We start from the raw sequence: 22,104 nt of genomic DNA, 5'->3' as shown, positions 1-22,104 counted from the left end.
CAAATATCAAATGAAAAAACTAGAATTGATATAGCAGTGAGTTTATTGGTGGATGTGATATTTTGTTAAAGTGTTGGTATGTAGTGGTTTGTGTGGTTTTTTGTGCTGGATAAAGTGGATGCTTATATAGATGTAGTTAGCGATTATTTTTCAATTTTATCGATAGAACCAATATTCATGACTTCTTTTTCAAAATCTTCTCTCTGGGTTTTCGACTTATTTTTCACCTTGGCTTTGTAGTTATATATAGTATTGGGAGAGTAGCGTAAAAACTCAGCGATTTGAGCGCTTTCAGAAATACCAATTCGCACTAGAGCAAATATTCTCAACTCGGTATTTAGCAGTTCTCCTTTTTTGGGAATAAGTTTTTCTTCTGGCTTCAGCAAGAGATTAAACTCTTCTACAAAGGTTGGATACAGTCCTAAAAATGCTTCATCGAAATCTTTATAAAAATGCTTAAGCTCTTCATCGATGATGTCTTTGGACTTGAGTATAGTAAGCAACGAGTCTTTGCTTGAAGTGCTGGCTTTTCTAAGCAAGCGAGTTCTGTAAAGATTCATTTTAGCAATGTATGATGAACAAAGTCCAAGATATTTGGCGATATATGATTTACGAAGTTGGTTTGAAGCTAATAGTTTATCGTTTATTTCTTCGATATGCAATTTACTGCTTTGCAGTTGTTCATTTAGAGTTCTTAGGTTTTGATTATTTTCTTTGATTTGAATATTAGCATTTTGAATTTTTCGGCTTTGCTTGCGAATCATTATGACCGAAAGGATCAATATGAAAACAAGACATGAGGCGATTACAGCGAAGTAATAAAGATTTCTCTGTTTATTTGTTTGAGCAATTTGATAGGCCTGATTGATTAAAGGCATTACTTCCCATACTTCAAATGAGCGCAATTTAGCTTGACTGAAATTGGCGTCTTCAAGAGCGATTTTGATATAAGAATAGGCTTTGTCAATATCTCCATTTTTATACAACAATAAAGCGAGTTCTCTCAAGGCGGCATTTTCTTTGACAGCTGATTTAATATCAGTAATTGCAGAAAGACATAGGAACTTCATTTGCTCATCCGTTTGATTCACATTTTCATACGCATGAGATAGCACATATGCAAAAAAAGCAAATTCTCTGTCATTGATATTCATATGCTTTAGAGAGCTTTCTAATAACGCAATAGCTTGTTGATTATCTCCTTCTTCAATCAATTTTTCAGATTTTAGCAATTGATACCACTGATCGTTCTTTTTTTGGCTTAGCAATGAATCCAAGTATGCATTTTTTAGTTTGTTGTATTTCTGCATAATAGGAGCAGGGAATTGATACATGCTTAAGTTTGCATACAGTATTCTTTGAAGTTCGTAGTAAGAGTATAATTGACTTGGTGTGGAAATATTATTTTTTAATTTTTTGCAAGCGTTCGATGCATCTACATAGGCTCCGACAAGAATATAAGCATGTATAAGTTGAATTTTTGATTGTATGATAAGATTTTCATCACTTTCTTTTTGAGCTGTTTTTACGCATTGATTGGCATAGTAAAAAGCGGAATCAGCCTGATAGGGGGCGTATTGATCATATAATTGCTTTTGAACGGCATATTTTTCTTTGTTGTTATTGGCTTCACTTAATAGAGTTTTAAGAATTGTAATGCGTTGTTCTCTGATTTGAGAGTAATTATCCCTTAATGCAATTTCATGGTCTAATTGCTTCAAATAGCTGTCGCTGTTTTGAGCAAAAACTTGCGATGATATTAAAAATGAAATAATAAAAAATAGTTTATTCATCCCCACGGCCTTTTACTTATTATAGCTTCCAAATATATAAATTATCACCAATGATGTATGTTTTAAATCTTATTCATTCATGGTTGATTTTGGGCAATTAGATAAAGAAAGCTAATGAAGCTATTTGCGAAGGTCGCTTGGGTTTTCATTAAACTGTTTTTTGAATGCCGAACTGAAATGGGGCAAACTATTAAAGCCTAATTCTTCGCTGATAGTCAATAATGTTTTATCTGTATACTTGATCTGTCTTTGCGCTTCTTCTAGTCGGTGTTGATTGAAAAATTTGAGAATGGAAATTCCATAGACAGATTGAAAGCTTCTTTGTATTTTTGAGATGCTCATATGATATTTTTTGCTCAATTTTTCGATAGAGGGAGGTTGAGAAAAATCTTGTAGCAAATATTCTTTTAGTTGAAGCATTAAGCTTAAATCGTCAGCATGAATATTCTTTTTTACAATAAATTGGCCTTGATCCTCTACTAAAATCGATATGCGAGCGATGATTTCATAGGCTCTGGAATAGAAGATGGATTTTCGTATTTTTTTATCATTGACAATCATGAAACAGTCTCTAACCAAAGATTCGATATGGGAAGGTAAGCGAAAATAAAAGTACCATTTGGGGTTTTCAGTAAGCAGTCGAGAGAATGAGTCGGTGAGCAAATAATTCCAATCTTTGAAAAAACTGTAGGGTACTCTTATACTCATCCATCGAGTTCTTTGCTTGGCAGGGTAAGTTATTTTGAATGGTTGAGTAGCATCGTACATAAATATTCCTTCTGAATTCATGGTGCTGTTGGGAATGTTAGAGATGTTGCCATGGAAACCTATTCGAAGCGAGAAATACTTTTCCTGATCAGTACTTTCGTTAACAGCCATAAAGGGTTGGTTGAGATAAATGTCTGTAACTCCTACATTAATCATGTTGGGATAGTTGTAAGTGACAACCTGGTAAGTTCCATTGTGATCTGTGAAATTCAGCATTTCACCATCCCAATTGCCATTTCGTTCTTGGCTGAATTTTTTAAAGAAACCGATATTGTCATAATCCGTGGTCTTAATTTCAATGATTTCTTTACTCATGGTGACAAGAATTTAAAAGGGGTAAGCCATTAATTTTGACGTTATTTTGTAACTGTATGCTTCTTTTTTATAATAAACGATCAAACTGGCATTGGGATATTTGTATTGGTAATAATTTAATTCTTCGGCAAAAATAGGACTCTTTGAAAGTTGTGATTTTCAAGAGTAAATGGCGAGAAGAATTGCTTCAATTTAAATTGATTATCATATGAATAATTCCAGCAAAAAAATTCAAGCTTTAATGGCTGGTTTGATGCTAACTGCGCCAGCAATGAGCCAAGTGCCTGTAAAAGGACTTAGCGTGCATGAATCTCAAGATTCCAAGCCACAGGAGCTAAACTTTAAAGCCAATGGCATTGACGGAAATCCTAATATTGTCATGGTGCTTTTGGACGATGTTGGCTTTGCGCAAATGGGGGCGACAGGAGGACAGATTTCCACTCCGGCATTTGACCAAATCGCCGATGAAGGATTGATATATAACCGTTTTCATACAACAGCTTTGAGTTCTCCGACCAGAGCTTCTATATTGTCAGGAAGAAATCACCATGAAGCTGAGACGGGAATCATCATGGAGCTTGCTAATGGTAATGATGGATACACTTCGCTTATGCCAAAGGAAACAGGATCTTTTGCGAAGGTGCTTCAAGTAGCTGGTTATTCTACTTCATGGTTTGGGAAAAACCATAATGTGCCTGCTTGGGAAGCGTCATTTGTTGGACCTTTTGATCGTTGGCCAAATCAATTGGGTTTTGACTATTTCTATGGATTCTTAGGTGGCGACACGGATCAGTTTCATCCTGCACTAGTTGAAAACAGGAATAGGATAGAACCGCCTTCAGCCAATGCCGATGGATCCAAATATCACTTGACGCATGATATGGCAGATAAAGCGATCAGCTATATTGAGTCAGTGAATGCTCTGGCGCCAGAAAAACCGTTTTTTGTATACTTTTCACCAGGAGCTGTTCATGCGCCTCACCAAGCACCAAAAGAGTATATTGACAAGTATAAAGGCAAGTTTGATGAAGGATGGGATGTATTCAGAGAGCGTGCTTGGGAAAATATGATTGCAAAAGGCATTATACCTGAAAATGCGGAGTTGACGCCTCGCCCTGAGAGTTTACCTGCATGGGATAGCCTGACAGATGAGCAAAGAATGGTATATGCGAATATGATGGAAGTATTTGCTGGATTCACTGAGCACACAGATGATCAGATAAAAAGGCTTTATGATGCTGTGGATGAAATGGGAAAACTGGATAATACCATATTTATTTACATAGCAGGAGACAATGGTGCTTCAGCTGAGGGTGGAATGGAAGGTTTGCTTAATGAAATGGCTGTATTCAATGGTATTCCAGAGCCATGGGAAGACAAGGTGAAGGCAGTGAAAGATGGAACATTAGGTTCGGAAAAGTTCTTTAATCATATGCCAGCTGGTTGGGCATGGGCTGTGAATTCACCTTATCAGTGGACAAAGCAAATTTGTTCTCATTTGGGAGGAGTTAGAAATGCAATGGCTATCTCATACCCAACTGGAATAAAAGAAAAAGGAGGGGTTCGTTCCCAGTTTACTCATGTGACGGATATCGCTCCGACGATTTTGGAAATTGCCGGATTGGAAATGCCAGACCAGATTGACGGAGTAACACAAAAGCCAATGGATGGAAGCTCTATTGTTTATTCATTTGATGATGCTGGAGCTGAAGAAACGCATAAAGTGCAGTATTTTGAGATTTTCGGGAATCTTGGACTTTATTACGATGGATGGTGGGCAGGAGCTATGCGAAGCGAACCTTGGCAAGTGTCAGCTGAAGAAATGAATATTCTGGATATGCCTTGGGAACTATATAATTTGAAAGAAGATTTCTCTCAAGGTAAAAACTTGGCTGCCGAAATGCCGGAAAAGTTGGAGTATATGAAATATTTGTTTTTTGCTGAAGCAGCGAAAAATAATGCTTTGCCTATAGATGATCGAAGAGCGGAAAGGTTTCGATCAACGAACAGGCCTTCATTAGCCTCAGGCAGGAAAAATTTCAAATACCCGAATGGATTTAGTGTGCCTGAGGGAGCAACGCCTTTTACAAAGTTTGTTTCACATCAACTGACTGCGGACCTGAAGGGATATAAAAGAGGTAATAAAGGAGTATTGATTACTCAAGGAGGTCGATTTGGAGGTTTTAGTATGTTTGTTGATAAGTCAGGAAATTTGATTTATGCTTATAATGATACGACTAAGCCATTTGTTGTGAAGTCAAAAAACAAGATTCCACAGGGAACGAAAGAGTTGAAAGCCGAGATTATTATGGATGAAATGAAGCCTTATACACCTGCGGAAATTACATTGTATGCGGATGGTAAAGAAATTGGAAAAGGCAGAGTTGACCGAACGATACCTAATCTATTTTCTCTAGATGAAATGCTTGATGTAGGTAAAGATACAGGTACTCCTGTAGTTGATCTTTATACTGTCAAAAGCAGCAAATATACAGGAACATTGAATTCAGTGTCAATTGATTTGCTTGATAAGTATGGGAAATAAATTAATTTTTTAAGTTCATATCATAAAGATAAAAAAGAGGCTTTTAAAGCCTCTTTTTTTATTCATTACTCTGGCAATACATTTATCCATTTTCCAGCTTTGACTGCTCTGATATCATGGTTGTACATAGCTTCGCAACTGACAGCGGGGAGATAAAATTTACCTTGATAGCTTGCATTCAACATGATTGAAAAGCTTTTTCTTTCATTGCTCTTCAAGTCGAAATAGGTATAAACTCTATCATCTCTTATGTCTTGATAATCAAATTGTGATTGCTGATTATTGGATTGTGTGTCATTGATTCTAGTGTTGAGAATCTCCCAACCTGAAGGGAATATTTGAGTCAATGCCATATCTTTATAATTCCCATTAGTTCCTGGGTTTAATATTGTAATATGAGCGATGAAGTCCATTCCTTGCTTAATGTTTTCAACATTCAGAATTTGGCCTTCGTTATCTTTATAGATCACTTCCATTTTCAATAGATGCTCTTCATCCGTAGCTTCACCTTCTGTAGGAATTCCTGAAATCGTTAAGTTGCCAAACATGATGCCTTCGCTTCCATTGGTCAGAGTAAATGATCCGGATGCTTCAGGCCAATCAATCTGCTTTGTCGACGCTTGGGAAATCACGGTTTCTTTTTTGCCATTTGAAGGCTGGTAAGTAAAGTTCAATTCTTGGCTGAATAGATCTCCTGAACTAATCTCGGCTACAGCCATTAAACAGAAAGCGGTTGTTTGCGTGCTCATCCATTGATCTGGATCTCCAAGTTGTTTAGCTATTTTATTGAATAAATCAAGAGTCTCTTCTTTCTTGTTCAAAGCATTCAATGTTTGCAAAATCATTGCTTGATCTCTTAAGCGAGAGCCATAAGTATATCGATAGTCATTTTCATCAGTATTTGTATTTAAATTACTGATGATCGAATTGGCGATCGACTTATTGCCATTGATAGCATAGGCAAGCGCCAATCTCCATTTAGCGTCATTGCTAAGCTCTTTTACTTCTTTGAGCCTGTTCATCGCTCCCAAGTCAGCATTGCCGGACAGGGCGAGCGTGTATAGTCTATAAGCTTGTGTTAAGGAATTGTCTCTATAGCCGTTATTGGAATTTCTTTGCCATTTATTAGCTCGATTTTTTTGAAAGTTCTTCCACTTGTCCATCATATCATTTGGCACATGGTAGCCTTTTTTACTCGCTTCAATCAAGAAATGTCCGGCATAGTTGGTTCCCCAATTTGAAGGTGAACTTTGTCCAGGCCAATAGGCGAATCCACCATCGTCAGTTGTGAAGCTTCTTAGTCTGTTGATGGCTTGTTTGATATTCGTCTCAATACGCACTTTTTGATTAATGCTCAAGTCCATTATTTCATCAAGGTATAATTGAGGGAAGACAGATGAAGTAGTTTGTTCGATGCAACCATGTGGGTATTTGATTAGATATTCCAATCTTTTTTCCAAATTGATTGGCGGCAGTACAGAGGCTTCAATAGTAATTTTATTGCTACCGTCGATCCCAAAAGGTTTGACATCTTGTTGCCAAGATCCTTTAGCTTCGATTTGTTTGTTGACAATTTTAGTAACTATAGGATTAGCCGGTCTTATCTGTATTTCGCTGTCCCATTCGGATTTCTTTCCAGCTGCGCTTCCGGATACTTTCACATAGCTTGCTCCCAAGGATTCTTTTACTTTCACATCGAAATAAATAACTTTCTCTCCAGGCTTTGTGAAATTGACAGTTTGAGTCTTTTGTCCTGTTATTATAAGTCTTTCGCCTACTTCCAAGTTAATATTCGCGGATTTGACAGATTCATCCATTGCAAAGACAGTCACTGGGAGTTTGAACTCTTCTTTGGGACCCAATACTCTTGGCAACGTGCCTAGCACCATTAAGGACTGTCTAACGGGTGTTGTATTTTCAGACTCGCCATATGCTTTATCTTTTTCATTGCTGGCAATTACCATCGTTCTTACAGAACCAACGTACTGAGGCATGGTGAAATTAATAGTTTTGCTATCTCCTTCACCTATTTTGTACGGGCCAAAGTATTTAACGACAGGCTTGAATCTATTAGCGTCTTTGTCGTTGTTTCCTCTGATTTCATCATCACCGCCTATTGCCAGTATTCTTTCAATTTTGCCTGAATAAGCGCCAATGACATCGTCGTACACATCCCAAGTTTTTACGCCTAAAGCTTCTCTTGCATAAAATGTGTTCCAAGGCTTCGGGGTTTTAAAGTTTGTAAGATCCAATAAGCCTTCATCTACTACCGCGACAGTAAAAGCCATTGCTTTGTCATTTTTTTCTTGGATGGTAATGCTTACATTCTCATTAGGGTATAACACATCAGGCATAGTGATAACAGGAGCCAAATGCGTATGAGGATCGCTAACTTTTACAGGAATGGTGCCATACATTCTGATCGGGCGGTCGTTCTTCGTATTCGCATGTGGTTGAATGAGTGTGATGGTTATATATACATTTGGCGCCATTTCAGCAGTTGCAGGAATTTCCACATTGGTGCGACCTGAACTCGTTTCTTTCCAAAATGCATCAATTACTTTAGTCCCATTTTCAACACTGATTAAAGCTCTGCCTCCAGCTGTAGAAGGAAAGTTTAATTTGATATTCTCTCCAACATTATATTCTTTTTTATCAGAAGTAAACACCAACATGGATGCGGCGTCACCACCTCCGCTTTGCATTCTTCCAGCCCAGTCCGGCCAATCCAAGAAGACAACCTTTCCTGTGGAGTGGCCTGAATTTAAATCAGTAACTCTAATATAATATCGGCCCCAATCATCGTCATGAACATTAAGCTTCCAGTTTGCTTTGCCGTTTTTGGTGTTTATTGATTTGGTTTGAACGGGTGTTCTATGATCATTGCTGAGGTAATTAGCCACATTGTTGCTAGACTGGTCCCACCACCATCTCCATCTGAGTTTGTACAGTTCTACTTTGACTTTGCTGTTGGATTTAACACCATTGTCATTCACTACCGCTATGCTAACCTCATGATTTTCACCAGTTGTCAGTAAATTGTCTTTGATTTGCCCTTTGGGCAGATTGATACCCACAAAAGAAGAGTAAGGATAGTAGCTGAATTTTCTACTGAAAATACTAAAATCTCCTCCAGGCTCAAATGCTTTACCTTTGATGGTGGCCTTAAGCATGCCTGGTGCCGTGCTTTCTTTTGGCAATTCGAAATCTATATTGGCTGTTCCATTTTCATTTACTTTGCCGTCAAATATTTTCACATCGTTGCCTTCAAAATATTTTGCAGGATCATCGAAATTGTATTGGCTATACCCTTTGAAAGTAGTCTTGGCAGGAGATAAAGCCATATCCATATCAACTTTGGCATTTCTAGCAACCGCTCCATGCAGCCAATGCACACTGATCTTTCCTTTCTCATTCCCATCTGAAATTTTGAAAGTTTCATGATCGAAGTCCAAATCTATTTTTAGTCGATTTGGTTTTACAGTTTCGATTTTTATTCTTTTGGTGAATTGAGCGCCGCCAACATTTACTTTAGCCAGCCAGTTGCCAGTAGGCGCTTCCTTGTCGACTTTAGTGCTAAAGTTATAAATACCTCCTGTGCTTGAATTTCGTACAAGTTTTTGATCAACTTGACCTTTAGGGTTAATTAACGTCATTGATACAGGGTGATCGTCAGGAATGATGCTTTTAGAGTCTTCCAGCATAAAAGCGATGTGGAGCGAATCACCTGGTCTCCATACTCCTCTCTCTCCATAGATGAAACCCTTGATCCCTTTCATGATTTTTTGGCCGCTGACATCAAAATTACTCATTGAAATCGCGTTTCCGTCATTTACTTTCAAGTAGGCTTTCTCTGAGCCAGCGCTGACAACAACTAAAAAAGGATTAAGGTCAAGATCAATAGTAGCGAAGCCATCATGATCAGAATTTCCTGAGTTTATCATTTGATTTTGGAAATCGAATAGATCTATTTTCGCGCTTGAAATAGGCTTAGTAGTTCTTAAATCTGTAATGGCGAGTTTCAAACTTTTGTCGTCTCCTTTTTTGGCAATTACACCGATATTTGAAGCAAATATGTTCTTTTGAATCATATTCTTTCTGCCATAGTAGGAATTAGAACAAGGATTGTTTCTTTCTCTCCACTCATAATCAGGAGCGTAGCTATTTTCATAGGGATCCCAATCAGGATTTTCGACAAACTTAGGAGTCTCTAAATCTTGCAAATCAGCATTTTCCGTGTTTTCACCACAATCATATAAAGATTGCTCTTTTCGGAAGTTGATTCTTACCTGATAAATTGCTCCAGGCTCTGCTTCTATAATTTTGGAAAGATCTAAAGTGAATCGATTCCATACTGTGAAATCAGTCACACCTGAATTATTAAGGGAAATTTGGGTCTTGATGACAGGCCTTCCGACTCTTTTTAGTTGGTATTGTCCTCCAAGGTCGTTTTCTTGAAGAAATTGAAGTACGTTATTTTGAAAAATTCTCACTACTTCGACATCCACTGCTTTGAGGTTGACTGCTTCAAAAGGCAATATTAAGCCGTCAGTAGATGGTAGTATCGTTCCTTTGCTGTTGGTTAATTTAATACTAGGTTTGGTTTGCTCGAATACCAAAATAGCCTCGTAATTATTTTTAAGTCCAAAATTGTAGACATTTTTAAATCCGGAAAATACCTTCAGTTTTACTTGATGTCCGGTTTTGTCCTTAGGGTAAATTCGCAATTGATTGCCGTCAACAAGAAACTTTGGATTTTTAATTCCTTGAGTTTGGACATAGTCGCTGAATCTTTGCTTTGGCTTGATGATATCTGAAAACTGCACTAATATGTAAGGATCTGATCCTCTGATAATCTTGCTATCTGTTACTTTGAAATCTCCCAGTGCCGGCACCTCTATGTCTTTTGAACCACTATCTTTAGCACCAATTTCTTTACCATTCCACTCCAGGTTTATTTCAGATGCGCTCTCTTTTCTATTGATTCCTATTACTTCAAATCTATAGACATTTTTTTCAGAATTTTTAAGCCAGTTGACGGTTAGTTTCTTACTTTCTTGAGAGGCATTAAGTGTTTTTTTGATATTGTTTTTATCCGCAACATCAGCCGTTAGAATAGCTCCTTCCAAAATCTGAGGAGCAGGATCATCCTCATCCGCATTTTTAAGTCCGTATATATTGAGATCAATATGCTGGCTTACGGTTTCAAAGTTTAAAGGAAAGTGTTTAAGTTTTCCATCAATGGTCATTATTTTATCAATCTTAAAACTCCCTTTATATTTTTGGTTAGAGTTTAAGTAATTATCAGGTTGAAAAACGATGGTATTTTTATCACTCCAAAAAGCTTTTCCTTTGATCTCCGGATCGAAGGAAAATAGTTTGCTATCGACAATATCTCCAACCTTTATGTTTTTCTGTTCTTCTACTAAAATGATTTTGATTGAACTGGCTTTGGAGATTACGCCGCTTGTATAAGCGCTTACATATTTGCTAAAGGCTTTGTCTATTTCCTCCGATGAAGGCTGTTGTTTATTATTGCAGGAAGGCAATAACCAAACATTTAGTAAGATAGCCGCTAAAGTAAGCAGTGACATTAAACTTTTGGTTTTGCTTAATGATTGTGTGTATGTCTTTTGCATCTTAGAAGATTTAAAAAATAGAATATGATGCTAAGTTACTTAAGATTACATACTTATGCTTATTTATGTTGAAAAAAATATTGAATTAAATTATTACAGTTTACTGAAAGTATATTTATGTATTATGATGATAATTTTGAGGTCTTTTTGTTTGAATAGTAGGCACCGATAATTAAAAGGACGATGCCCACATATTCCAAATGATTTAAATAGTGAATTTTGATGATATCGCCATTGAAACGGTGGATTAGATGTGAAAAAATAATGATGAGTATAGGAGCGAGAATAATTATTGTCGAGGCTTTGGAGGCATCAATATATTTGTATGTATTAATGAAGAAGTTGTATATGTAGAATGTTAGCAAAGAGCTGATCATTAAGAATATCCATGTGTTCATATCGATGCTGAGAAAAGAGGAAAAGTCAACAAAGGGAGCTAGTATAATGGTAGTAGCTGAGAATTTGAAGAAATTGAGATTGCAGGGTTTGATATATTTGACCAAATACTTTTGAGAAACAGAGAATGAAGCGGCGCAAATTTGAGAGATAAGCAGAATAGCCAAGCCTGTGATTAATTCGTGATTGAGTTCTCCGAGGTGCATTTGCTGGGAGTAAAATAAGCCTAAGCCTATTATGGATGCCGCAAGACCATATTTTTGACTTGCATAGAACCGTTCGCCAAGTATGGAAATGCCACCTACAATTGTCAATACTCTTCCCAAGGCTTCACCAACACTAGCTATATCGATAAGAAGATATTTGAAAGAAAGGAATAGCAGGCCTGTAGCAATTACTTTGATGAGCGATGAAAAAGTCAGCATCATTTTGTGCCGTTTGATCATAACCCAATCGAATTTCATTTTTTTTGCCACCAAAAAGAAAAGAGCTGTGCATACTAAGCTTTGAAACCATAGTATTTCAATGATATAAACATCACTCTGAATAACAAAAGAAGCAATGATTCTTTGACATGCGATAAATGTAATTGTCGCTAAAGCGTACAGTATGCCTTTGTTCTGTGAACTCATCTTAATTGTTGTTCAAGTAGTTGTCGATTTGTTGAAGATTCATGATTTTATCAGGATGTATTATGTTTGAGTGGTACAGGTTTTTATCAAGGCTTATTTTATATCTTGGTATTTCCAGTATCCAGCCATTAGGCATTGGAAAGCGTTCTTTAACAGCAGATTGTTTTGTCGGAGTTCCAATGAGTGTATTGTTGTTGTCGTTTGAAACTATTTGGGCGATTAAAGCCGCATTTCCAATGGTGAATTCATTGATGATGAATATTGATTTGTGAATTGAGTTGGAAATTAATTTTTTTTCTTGAATGATTTCTTTATTGTTTTTCTCGTTCAAGCCAATGAAGTACAGTGTTTCATCTTTTGAATTAAAAAGCGAGCAAAAATCAATAATGAACTCCAATGGAACTTCAATATTGGTTCTAAGATCAATAACAATATTATTATTTGATTTTAGTATGGAGTCAATAGTCTCAATAGTGTTTTGTTCTATGAAAGAAGCATTTAAAAATAGATTTTGAATATCTTTTTTACTATTATCATTGATATTGAGACTTGTTTGGAGGTTCAAAGTATCGAATGACGTAATTACGCTAATATTTGGATCTTGGAGTTTTTCCAAAGTGTTTAATATAGCCTTTTCAAGTGAATGCTCAGTATTAAGTTCAAGGATTGTCTTGCTTGAATCATATGTTTCTTGCCAAAGGAAACTGTTCTCATTTTTAAATATGTAATAGTCGCTGATAAAATGAAGAAAGAATTGAAAATTGTTGTCTGCGACATTGCTAGGATTATGCTCATTAATTAACCCATCGCATGATATAATTCCCATTGCTAAAAAAGCTAATATAAGCATGAAATTCTTCTTCATATTGGATTAAAGATATTAAAGGGAAAGTAGAGTATAAATAATATACAGAAAACAAGGTTCTTTAACTTAAAGTTATTTTTTCGAAAACGTTTGAGGAGATTATTTTCAAAAAACAATGTTTTCTTTTTTGAAAAGACTTATATTTTTTCAATAAATTTAATACTTAATTAACATTTATTGAGTTAAATCATGTGAATTGAGTGTTAAAATAATATATTTGTTGGAGAGGAAAATATTCGTTTAAGGAATGATTTTTTGGTATTTTTTCTAACAGTACGAGATGGGGGAAGGGAAATTTTTTTTATTAAAAGAAAGGATAGCTGCTGAGAAAGGCAAAGCTATTCTTAGTGACAAAGCTCTCTGGCTAAATTTCAAGCGAGGAGATAGGGGAGCATTTCAGAGTATTTACAATACTCATAGGAAACCGTTGGTTTGCTATGGACTATCAATTGTCAGTGATAAAGATTTGGCGGTTGATTGCGTTCAGGATTTATTTGTTGAACTATGGGATCGACGAGCTTACCTCAGCGATATAAATTCAATCAGGCCTTACTTGTTAAAATCTTTGAGGAGAAAGCTTTTAAAGAAATCAAACAAGGAGTCTCGAATACATTCTTTAGTTCCTGAAACGCATTTTGAAGATAGTGAGTGTTCTGTTGAAGACAGCATTGTCAGAAGTCAAGAATGGCAAACACTTAAAAGAGATTTGCTTGAATCGCTTAATAGACTTAGCGACAGACAACAGCAAGCCATGAGATTGAAGTATTACTATGATTGGAGTTATGAAGAGATTTCTAGCTTCATGAATATAAATACGCAATCCGTTTACAATCTTATACATAATTCTATAAGGAAAATGCAAAATCATAGCATTAAGAGTTGTTGATTTCGGGATTCGAAAAATGCTTTTAAACGTTATGTGACATTTATTTCTAATTATTCATTTTTAAGCCTATGTGTAATTTTTATTTGTCAAGGAGCAAAGGCCTTTCAAGGTTGTTTTGCTCACTGATAGCAATGATGATGATTGGCGTGTTAATGCCAATTGGGGGGTATGCGTCAACTGAGGCAGTTGATGCCGTGATGCAAACTGGAAAGCAGGTATCAGGTACAGTTTTGGACGAACAAGGAATGCCTATTCCTGGAGCGAATGTTCTGATCAAGGGAACTTCTAATGGTACAATTACTGATTTTGATGGTAATTTTACTTTGGAGGTAGACAATGAAACGGTTTTGGTCTTTAGTTTTGTCGGGTATTTATCCCAAGAAGTACAAGTAGGCAACAAGAATCGTGTTGACGTTTCGCTTGAGCCTGATGTAAAGCAATTGGATGAGATTGTTGTAGTTGGTTACGGGGTTCAAAAGAAAAGCGATTTGTCGAGTGCCGTTAGCTCATTGAAAGCTGAAGAAGTTAATAAGATAGCATCAACGTCTCCAGCTCAGATGATACAAGGGCGTACTTCAGGGGTGTCAGTAGTAAATAGCGGATCTCCAGGAGCTGCTCCTTATGTTAAAATCAGAGGGATGAGCTCATTTGGTGATGTTCAGCCATTGTATGTGATTGATGGAGTTCCTGGTGGAGATATTACTATGGTGAGCCCTGATGAAATCGAATCTTTTGAGGTATTGAAAGATGGTGCCGCAGCTGCGATTTATGGTTCTTTAGCTGCGAATGGCGTTATATTGGTGACAACAAAATCCGGTAAGAAGGAGCAACCTATGAAGATCACTGTTAACGCTTATGGTGGTGTTCAAAGTGACATGAATCGATTGCCAATGGCTAATTCTCAGGAGCATTTGATGATTATGGATCAAGCTTATTCCAATTCTATTGCGGATGGAGCAATCGGTCAGGGAGATTTGCCGGGATATTTAAATCCTGAGTCAGGCTTTAATGTCAATAATTATGCTGACACAGATTGGCAAGATGCTACTTTGAGAACTGCGACGATACAAAATTATTCTATTGGAATGTCAGGTGGTGGAGAAAGTTCAACTTATCATTTAAGCGCGAATTATCTTAATCAAGAAGGTGTTGTGGTAAATTCAGGTACTGAAAGATATAACTTCAGACTTAAGTCGACATTTGAAAAAGGGAATTTGAAAGTGATGCCTAATATCGCTTATTCTAGACAGACTTGGGAAAATAATACAATGGACTTTTTGAACATGCAGAGGGCATTGCCTTTTGTGGCTCCCTATGACCAGACCAAAGAAAGCGGATATGGTTATATGAATGAGTATGGGTTGAGAAGTTCGGCGAATCCAGTTGGACAATCAGAACTACTTAATGATATTACTACAAAAGATCAATTAGTAGCTAACTTGGGATTGCAATATCAGATTACTGACGATTTGGTTGCTTCAGGTAACTTAGGTTATGCTAAGTCATTTTATAAGAATAGATATGATTACCCTGCGTATGTACTAGCTTCGGATACTAAAAGACAAGATCCGTATTTGAGAGAATATAGATCTGAGTGGTATGAATTGAACTATGATTTCACACTAACATATTCTAAGACATTTGCTGAAAAACATAGTTTGTCAGTGATGGCCGGTTTAGTGGGTTATCTTTACGACTATGGTGATATAGATGTGAATGTCCGAGGTGGATTTATGTTCCCTGACTTTGGAGGTTTGGATCCTTCTTTCTCAGGCGGTGCTAGTGGAGACTTCATAGGAGAGGGTAGTTTTACAAGATTTACTAGGTTTGGATTAATGAGTCGTGTGAATTATTCATATGACGATAGATTCTTGATTCAGGGAACAATTAGACGTGATGCTTCTTCAAAATTTGGATCGAATAATAGATGGGGTAACTTTCCTTCTGTTTCAGCAGCTTGGAAAATGCAGAATGAAGCGTTTATGGAGCCTATAAAGCATATTGTTACAGAGTTGAAACCAAGAGTTAGTTACGGTATTCTAGGTAGAGAAACGAACCTAAATGCTTATGATAGACAAGCTTTGGTGTATGGTGGAATGTGGTATGTAATGGGAGGCGAAGGTACTGGAGGGATCTATACTTTCGATATGGCTAACTCGAATCTAAAGTGGGAGCAGTCAAAGACTTTCAATGCTGGAGTTGACTTTGGTTTGTTTGACGATAAGTTGTATGGTACGTTCAATTATTATCAAAATGATTCAGAGTCATTGCTATTCCCTGAGCCGAATAATCCGCCTTCTTCAGGTATGGAATCTCCTATGGTGAATATCGGTAAGATTTCCAATCGAGGAATAGAGCTTGAAATTGGATATAGAAATTCAGTTGGTGATTTGAAATACGATATTTCAGGAAATATGACTACGATCAATAATAAAGTACAGTCATTGCCGGCTCCAGCGTATGGTAATTCATACAGTTATTTAGGTTTGTCTTCTCAGACATTGACTCAGCAGGGAAGCTCTGCCAGCCAATTCCATATGTATAAGACGGATGGAATATTCAGAAGCCAATCGGAAGTAGATGCTCATGTGGATCAGAATGGAAATTTGATTCAGCCAAATGCAAAACCAGGAGATGTTCGCTATGTTGATGTTAATGGGGATGGAACGATAGATGCGAATGACATGACTGATGTTGGATCGCCAATACCTAATTTCGAATATGCATTTAATATAAACCTAGCTTATAAAGGATTTGATTTATCTATGTTTTTCCAAGGAGTATCAGGAAACAAGATACTGAATGTGAACAGATATAATATGGAAAATCCTGGTTCTGGTTTCAATATGTCTTCTGACTTGACGAACGCATGGACTCCTGAGAATCCAAATACATCTACGCCAAGAAACGTCATCCAAGATAACAACAACAACTATATGATGTCTGATAGATATCTTGAGGATGGTTCGTATTTCAGACTTAAAAATATTCAGATTGGATACACATTGCCAAAAGAATTGGTCTCGAAAATCAATGTGACAAACTTGAGGGTATACTTGAATGCTGACAATGTTTTCACTATCACAAACTACAGCGGTTATGATCCGGAAATAGTGCCAATCAATGCCTTCACGCAAGGTTATGACATGGGTACTTACCCAATGTTTAGAACTTTCACCGTTGGTGCTCAACTCACATTCTAACGTAAATTGATTTTAGATATGAAAAAATTCTTTAAAATATTTTTAGTAGCATGGATGTCTTTTTCAATAACATCCTGTGATAATTATTTGGATGAAATGTCTCCGGATTTGCCAACAAGCGATCAAATTTGGGTAAGTTATGAATCAGCGGAAAAGTATCTGATAAGTGCCTATGCTTATACCTACACAGCTGGATGGATGTTTCATGAGTATTTCTACTTGCCTGAAAACTTCAGAGCTGATGACTTGAAAGCTGAAAATGGAACCACAGCATGGTCTTATCTGGCAAGAATAGTCAATTTTACCAATAGAGCTGACGAAAGTGTTTCTAGAACACTTTGGACAGAATGGTATAAGGGAATCAAACTTTGCAATGATATTATTGAGAATGTTCCTGAGATGGACATGATCACGGAAGATCAACAAAATGAATTGGTTGCTGAAGCTAGATTTTTGAGAGCTTTCTATCATTTTAATTTGCAAAGAAACTTTCATGATATTATTGTGAGAGATGCTGTGCCTAAGACTCCTGAAGAATTGCAAAAAGCGACTTCCACAATCGAAGAAGTATATATGTTTGTTGAAGAAGATTTGAAATTCGCTACTGAACATTTGCCTTCTTCATGGCCGGCTAGCAAGTTTGGTCGAGCTACTAATGCCGCTGCAAATGCATATTTGGGCAAGACTTTCTTGTATCAAGAAAAATGGTCTGAAGCTGCTGAAGCTTTGGGCAATGTGAGAGGACATTCGTTAGTAAGCGGTGATAGATATAGATCATTGTTTGACGGTACTGATGAGATGTCAGAGGAAATAATTTTTTCTAGACAATATACTGATGATCAAATGGATTTGATTAATCAATGGCATCAATTAGGTGTAGCTTTCGCTCCAGCTGATTTGAATGGTGGATGGGATATGTGCAGTGTCTCTGACTATGCAATGGATCAATTTGATGCTGGAGATATGAGAAAAGAAGCTACAGTATTGGAAAGTGGTCAAGAATTCGATGGAGAAGAGATAACATTCAATGATCCTGATAGAAAAATGTTGATAAAATATGTGGAAGGATTGAGCAATATTAGCTCCAACAGATCTTTTGCAGATGTGATATTAATGAGATATGCTAATGTCGTGTTGATGAGAGCCGAGGCATTAAATGAAATGGGACAAGATGGGGAAGCTCAATCACTAATTAATGATATCAGAGGAAGAGCTGGGTTGAATCCGATTTCTTTCACAGGCGATCAACTGAGACAGGAGATAAGAAAGCAGCGTCTTGTCGAGCTAATTGGAGAAAGCGAGCGATTCTATGATTTAGTGAGATGGGATATAGTTAAAGAGCAGTTGGGAATGGCTCAAAACCCATATGCAGATAATTTTGAAGAAAAGCATAGTTTCTTCCCTATTCCTCTTGAAGAGGTTCAAAGAAACAGATTTGTAGATCCTACACCTGGCTTCTAGATGAAAATTAATGGCGAAGGGCTTTAGCCCTTTTCCATTATTTGTTATTTTTTTTAAAGAGTATACTTATGAAAAATAGATATTTTAATCCTTTCGCTTGGGTGACATTGTTTTTATTGACATTTGTTGCCGGATGTAAGGAAGATGAGTTGGATTTCGCTCCGACTACATTAATATTCAATAGTTTGAGTGACGAGGTGTTTATGCCTGAGGAAAACCCTGAGGAATTTTACACTTTCATCACGGAAGTGGAAATGGTGAACACTAAATCAAGCGTGTCCACAACTCTGGAATATGAGGTAACTGGCCTTCCAATGGAAAATGTAACGGTTACTCCTCTTGAGGTGTCTTTGTCTCCTACTATGACTATTCAACAAGTTGAGATAAAAGTTGCGTCTAAAGGGACAAACCCAGGAATGGTAGGAAGTGTTAAATTGACTATTCCGAATGGTGATGGTTATCTGGTTGGGTCAACCTCAGAAACGAATCTTGGAGTTTACAACTTATCGCTTAATAGAAATGGAGCACCGCCAACTGATCCACAAACATGGCTTGGTACTTATATGGCTGAAGATAATAACGAACCTTATTATGTGAACATTGAAGCTGATAATGGCAAGTATTATATCCGAAATATGTGGAATGCAAGAGAAGGTGGTGATGGTGATCATCCTGTAGAGATTGTTTTTGAAAGCTCTATTAAAGCTGTTATACCAGGTGATCAAATTGTTTCTGATTGGAAAAATCATAAGACAAATGGAGATCAGATGGTAACGTTAAACGAAGGAGAGAAAGTTTTGGAATTCGTTTTAAGATTAATTGCCGATGATGGTTCTGAATTCTCTGATATTCCTACTAAATACACAAAGATACCTGATGTAGATCCAACAATTTGGCTAGGCACTTATGATGTTGAAGATAACAACAATCCTTATCAAGCTGAAATTTTAGAAAAAGAAGGAAAGTATTGGATTAAGAATTTTTGGAATGGTTTTGCTGATGGCGGACATTTTGTTGAGATTAAATTCAATAATCCTGGAGAAGCAATAATTTCAGGAGGGCAGGTTATTTCCGAATGGGAAGGTGAATATGTCTTGGCTGAGGATGTAATTGTTTCTTTGGATGAAGACGAAATGCAAATGAAATTTACATTTGGAGTCAATCATCCAACTGATGGACCTTATGAAGGAATTGACGCCACTTATACTAAGGATTTATCCAATAGTGAAATAGTGCATGTTGATTTATCATCAAACCCATTAGTCTCTGATGCTGACAATGCTTGGTATGGAGCATCGGAAACAGGACATCAATTTGGCTTGTTTTTCAATACATCTACAGATATGGGAGAAACACATAGATTATCATTGGAAAACTGGGGTGGCAGAGTTATTGGCCGAATGGTCGAAGATGCTGTTGATCCTGAAGTAGTCCCATTATTGAGCTTTATTGATGCTGGCGTTGAAATTGGCGCTAATAGTGATTGGTTGGAAAACCCTCATCATGATCCGGATGGTACATGGTGGAGTATACCTTTTGTCGCTAGTCCTAAATATTCTGAAAATTTTGGGAAGACGGGTTATGTTGCAATGGAATTGAGCTCAGATGATGGTTCGGAGATTTATTATACTTGGATAAGAGTTGAAGTGGCTCAAGATGGAGCATCAATGAAACTTTTAGAGTATGCGTATAATAAAGTTGGCAATCCAATCAAAGTAGGGCAGAAAGTAAGCTAATGTAGCTTTGTTATAAGAAATAATTAAACTCCCTTGTGATAATTCAAGGGAGTTTTTTATGCGAAATTTTATTTGGCTTCAAGTCTATTTAAGAATTATTAGTCAATGAAATAACGATGAACGATAGAATTTTTGATGATTTTAGAATATTATTCTGAAAATGGAGTGACTTGAATATAATTTCAAAATTTTATTCTCATTAGATTTTTTAAATAAAAAATTTGTTTTAGCTTCGAAGCATACACACAATTACAAGGATTATTAAACAGGAGAAAATGTCAAAAGTACTTATTTTAGGAGCAGGAATGGTTGTGAAGCCAATGGTTGATTACCTTTTGGAAAAAGGAGTTCAAGTTACATTGGCTAGTAGAACCAAGTCAAAAGCGGATGCTATTATCAACGGCAGAGATAATGCCGAAGCGATTGCATGGACAGTGGATCAAGCTGAAGAGCTTGAAGCGATGATCCAAGCGAATGACTTGACAGTGAGTTTGCTTCCTTATACTTTTCATGTGACAGTTGCGGAGTTGTGCATTAAGCATGGAAAAAATATGGTGACGACATCTTATGTGTCGGAGCAAATGAAAGCGCTTGACGAGCAAGCGAAAGATGCTGGAATCATCATATTGAATGAAATTGGATTGGATCCGGGTATTGATCATATGACAGCCCAGCAGATTATTGACAATGCTCATGACAGAGACGCTAAAATTGAAGAGTTTTACTCTATTTGCGGAGCATTGCCTGCGCCAGAAGCATCTCAAAACCCTTTGAGGTACAAGTTTTCTTGGAGTCCGAAAGGAGTTGTTATGGCTAGCAATAACGGAGCGAAATTTTTGAAAGACGGAATAGTGCAGGAATTAGACACTATTGATTTATTCAAGAATCCTATTCAGGAAAATTTCCCTGAGTTGGAAACATTGGAGATCTATCCAAATAGAGATTCGCTTTCATATGTGGATATCTATAATATTCCAGAGACTAAAACGATGTACCGCGGTACATTCAGATATAAAAACTGGTGTGAAAGTCTAGACAGCATCAAAGCGTTGGGCATGACTGGATATGATAAGGTCGACGCTAGTGGATTGAGCTACAAGGAATTTACTGCTAAAATTTCAGGTTTAGCTTCTGAAAATATTAAAGCGGCTATAGCCAACGAGCTAAATATTGAAGAAGCTGGAACGGCTATTAACGCAATGGAATGGCTAGGTTTGTTTGACGACAAGCAGTTGCCGTACGAAGAGGAAGTTAGCCCATTTGATGTATTGTCTGATTTGATGATTGAAAAGATGATGTTGGGAGACGATGAAAGAGACATGGTAGCTATGCAACATACATTCGTAATCGAAGAGGCTGACGGTACTAGAAAAGAAGTGAAGTCAAGATTGCTTGACTTTGGAAATGAAGAAGATACTTCTATCGCTAGAACAGTTGCTTTGCCTGCTGCTATTGGAGTGGAAATGATTTTGAATGGCCAGATCAACATAAACGGAGTGCATATTCCGATAAGAAAAGAAATTTACGAGCCGGTTTTGACGCAGTTGGAAACTATGGGAATCGGCATGAAAGAAGAAGTGAGAGAGATATCTCAAGCATAAGGTATCCTGTGTAGTAACCTGTAAGTGTATTTTACAGTGTTCAGAGCCTGCTTCAAGTATTCATTTGAATATTTGGGCAGGCTTTCTTTTATTATACTAAGTTGCTATATTTATATTCGAATGTTCAATTAAGGATTATTATTTTGAGTGAAAAAAGTGATTTTTCATGAGTAGAATACTTTTCTTATGCCCTCTTATTGGTTGATTATCTATCAGTTGAGAGGCGAACAGCGAATCAACAAAACAATAATTTATTATCTATAG

General features: G+C 36.9%; 11 protein-coding genes. 6 read left to right on the top strand and 5 right to left on the bottom strand.

The genetic code is table 11. The features are described 5' to 3' along the window. Positions 1-143 precede the first annotated feature (143 nt). Both AABK36_RS23945 and AABK36_RS23940 read right to left on the bottom strand, forming a co-directional pair. Positions 144-1,793, bottom strand: coding sequence for a DUF6377 domain-containing protein (locus AABK36_RS23945; RefSeq protein WP_309943226.1), 1,650 nt, complete (start codon positions 1,791-1,793; stop codon positions 144-146). Between the two features lie 120 nt (positions 1,794-1,913). After that, the gene (locus tag AABK36_RS23940) at positions 1,914-2,876 is read right to left on the bottom strand and encodes a helix-turn-helix transcriptional regulator (RefSeq protein ID WP_309943228.1); all 963 of its coding nucleotides are present in this window, start codon (positions 2,874-2,876) and stop codon (positions 1,914-1,916) included. A gap of 208 nt (positions 2,877-3,084) precedes the next feature. On the opposite strand from AABK36_RS23940, the gene AABK36_RS23935 reads away from it, so the two are divergent. Then, the gene (locus AABK36_RS23935) at positions 3,085-5,421 is read left to right on the top strand and encodes an arylsulfatase (protein WP_309943230.1); all 2,337 of its coding nucleotides are present in this window, start codon (positions 3,085-3,087) and stop codon (positions 5,419-5,421) included. A 65-nt stretch (positions 5,422-5,486) separates the two neighbouring features. On the opposite strand, the gene AABK36_RS23930 is transcribed toward AABK36_RS23935, so the two are convergent. The 3 genes from AABK36_RS23930 to AABK36_RS23920 all read right to left on the bottom strand — a co-directional run bounded on the left by AABK36_RS23930 (position 5,487) and on the right by AABK36_RS23920 (position 12,953). Next, a complete protein-coding gene (locus AABK36_RS23930) occupies positions 5,487-11,060 on the bottom strand; it encodes an alpha-2-macroglobulin family protein (protein ID WP_309943233.1) in 5,574 nt (1,857 codons plus the stop codon). Between the two features lie 122 nt (positions 11,061-11,182). Further along, a complete protein-coding gene (locus AABK36_RS23925) occupies positions 11,183-12,088 on the bottom strand; it encodes a DMT family transporter (RefSeq protein ID WP_309943236.1) in 906 nt (301 codons plus the stop codon). Between the two features lies 1 nt (position 12,089). Then, positions 12,090-12,953 (bottom strand): S41 family peptidase, encoded by an 864-nt coding sequence (locus AABK36_RS23920; RefSeq protein ID WP_309943239.1) that lies wholly within the window; start codon positions 12,951-12,953, stop codon positions 12,090-12,092. 280 nt (positions 12,954-13,233) lie between these two features. Between AABK36_RS23920 and AABK36_RS23915 the strand changes: the two genes are divergently transcribed. The 5 genes from AABK36_RS23915 (at position 13,234) to AABK36_RS23895 (ending at position 21,840) form a co-directional block, all read left to right on the top strand. Further along, positions 13,234-13,839, top strand: coding sequence for an RNA polymerase sigma factor (locus AABK36_RS23915; RefSeq protein ID WP_309943241.1), 606 nt, complete (start codon positions 13,234-13,236; stop codon positions 13,837-13,839). A gap of 68 nt (positions 13,840-13,907) precedes the next feature. Continuing rightward, complete coding sequence (locus tag AABK36_RS23910) at positions 13,908-17,042, top strand: SusC/RagA family TonB-linked outer membrane protein (RefSeq protein ID WP_309943243.1); 3,135 nt, start codon at positions 13,908-13,910, stop codon at positions 17,040-17,042. Between the two features lie 18 nt (positions 17,043-17,060). Further along, the gene (locus tag AABK36_RS23905; RefSeq protein ID WP_309943246.1) at positions 17,061-18,503 is read left to right on the top strand and encodes a RagB/SusD family nutrient uptake outer membrane protein; all 1,443 of its coding nucleotides are present in this window, start codon (positions 17,061-17,063) and stop codon (positions 18,501-18,503) included. Positions 18,504-18,571: 68 nt separating this feature from the next. Continuing rightward, positions 18,572-20,239, top strand: coding sequence for a hypothetical protein (locus tag AABK36_RS23900; RefSeq protein WP_309943249.1), 1,668 nt, complete (start codon positions 18,572-18,574; stop codon positions 20,237-20,239). A 275-nt stretch (positions 20,240-20,514) separates the two neighbouring features. After that, positions 20,515-21,840, top strand: coding sequence for a saccharopine dehydrogenase C-terminal domain-containing protein (locus AABK36_RS23895; protein ID WP_338390365.1), 1,326 nt, complete (start codon positions 20,515-20,517; stop codon positions 21,838-21,840). Positions 21,841-22,104: the final 264 nt, after the last annotated feature.

This window comes from Aureibacter tunicatorum, from assembly GCF_036492635.1.
GTDB classification, from domain to species: Bacteria; Bacteroidota; Bacteroidia; order Cytophagales; family Cyclobacteriaceae; genus Aureibacter; species Aureibacter tunicatorum.
This window is presented reverse-complemented; position numbering and strand designations above follow the sequence as displayed.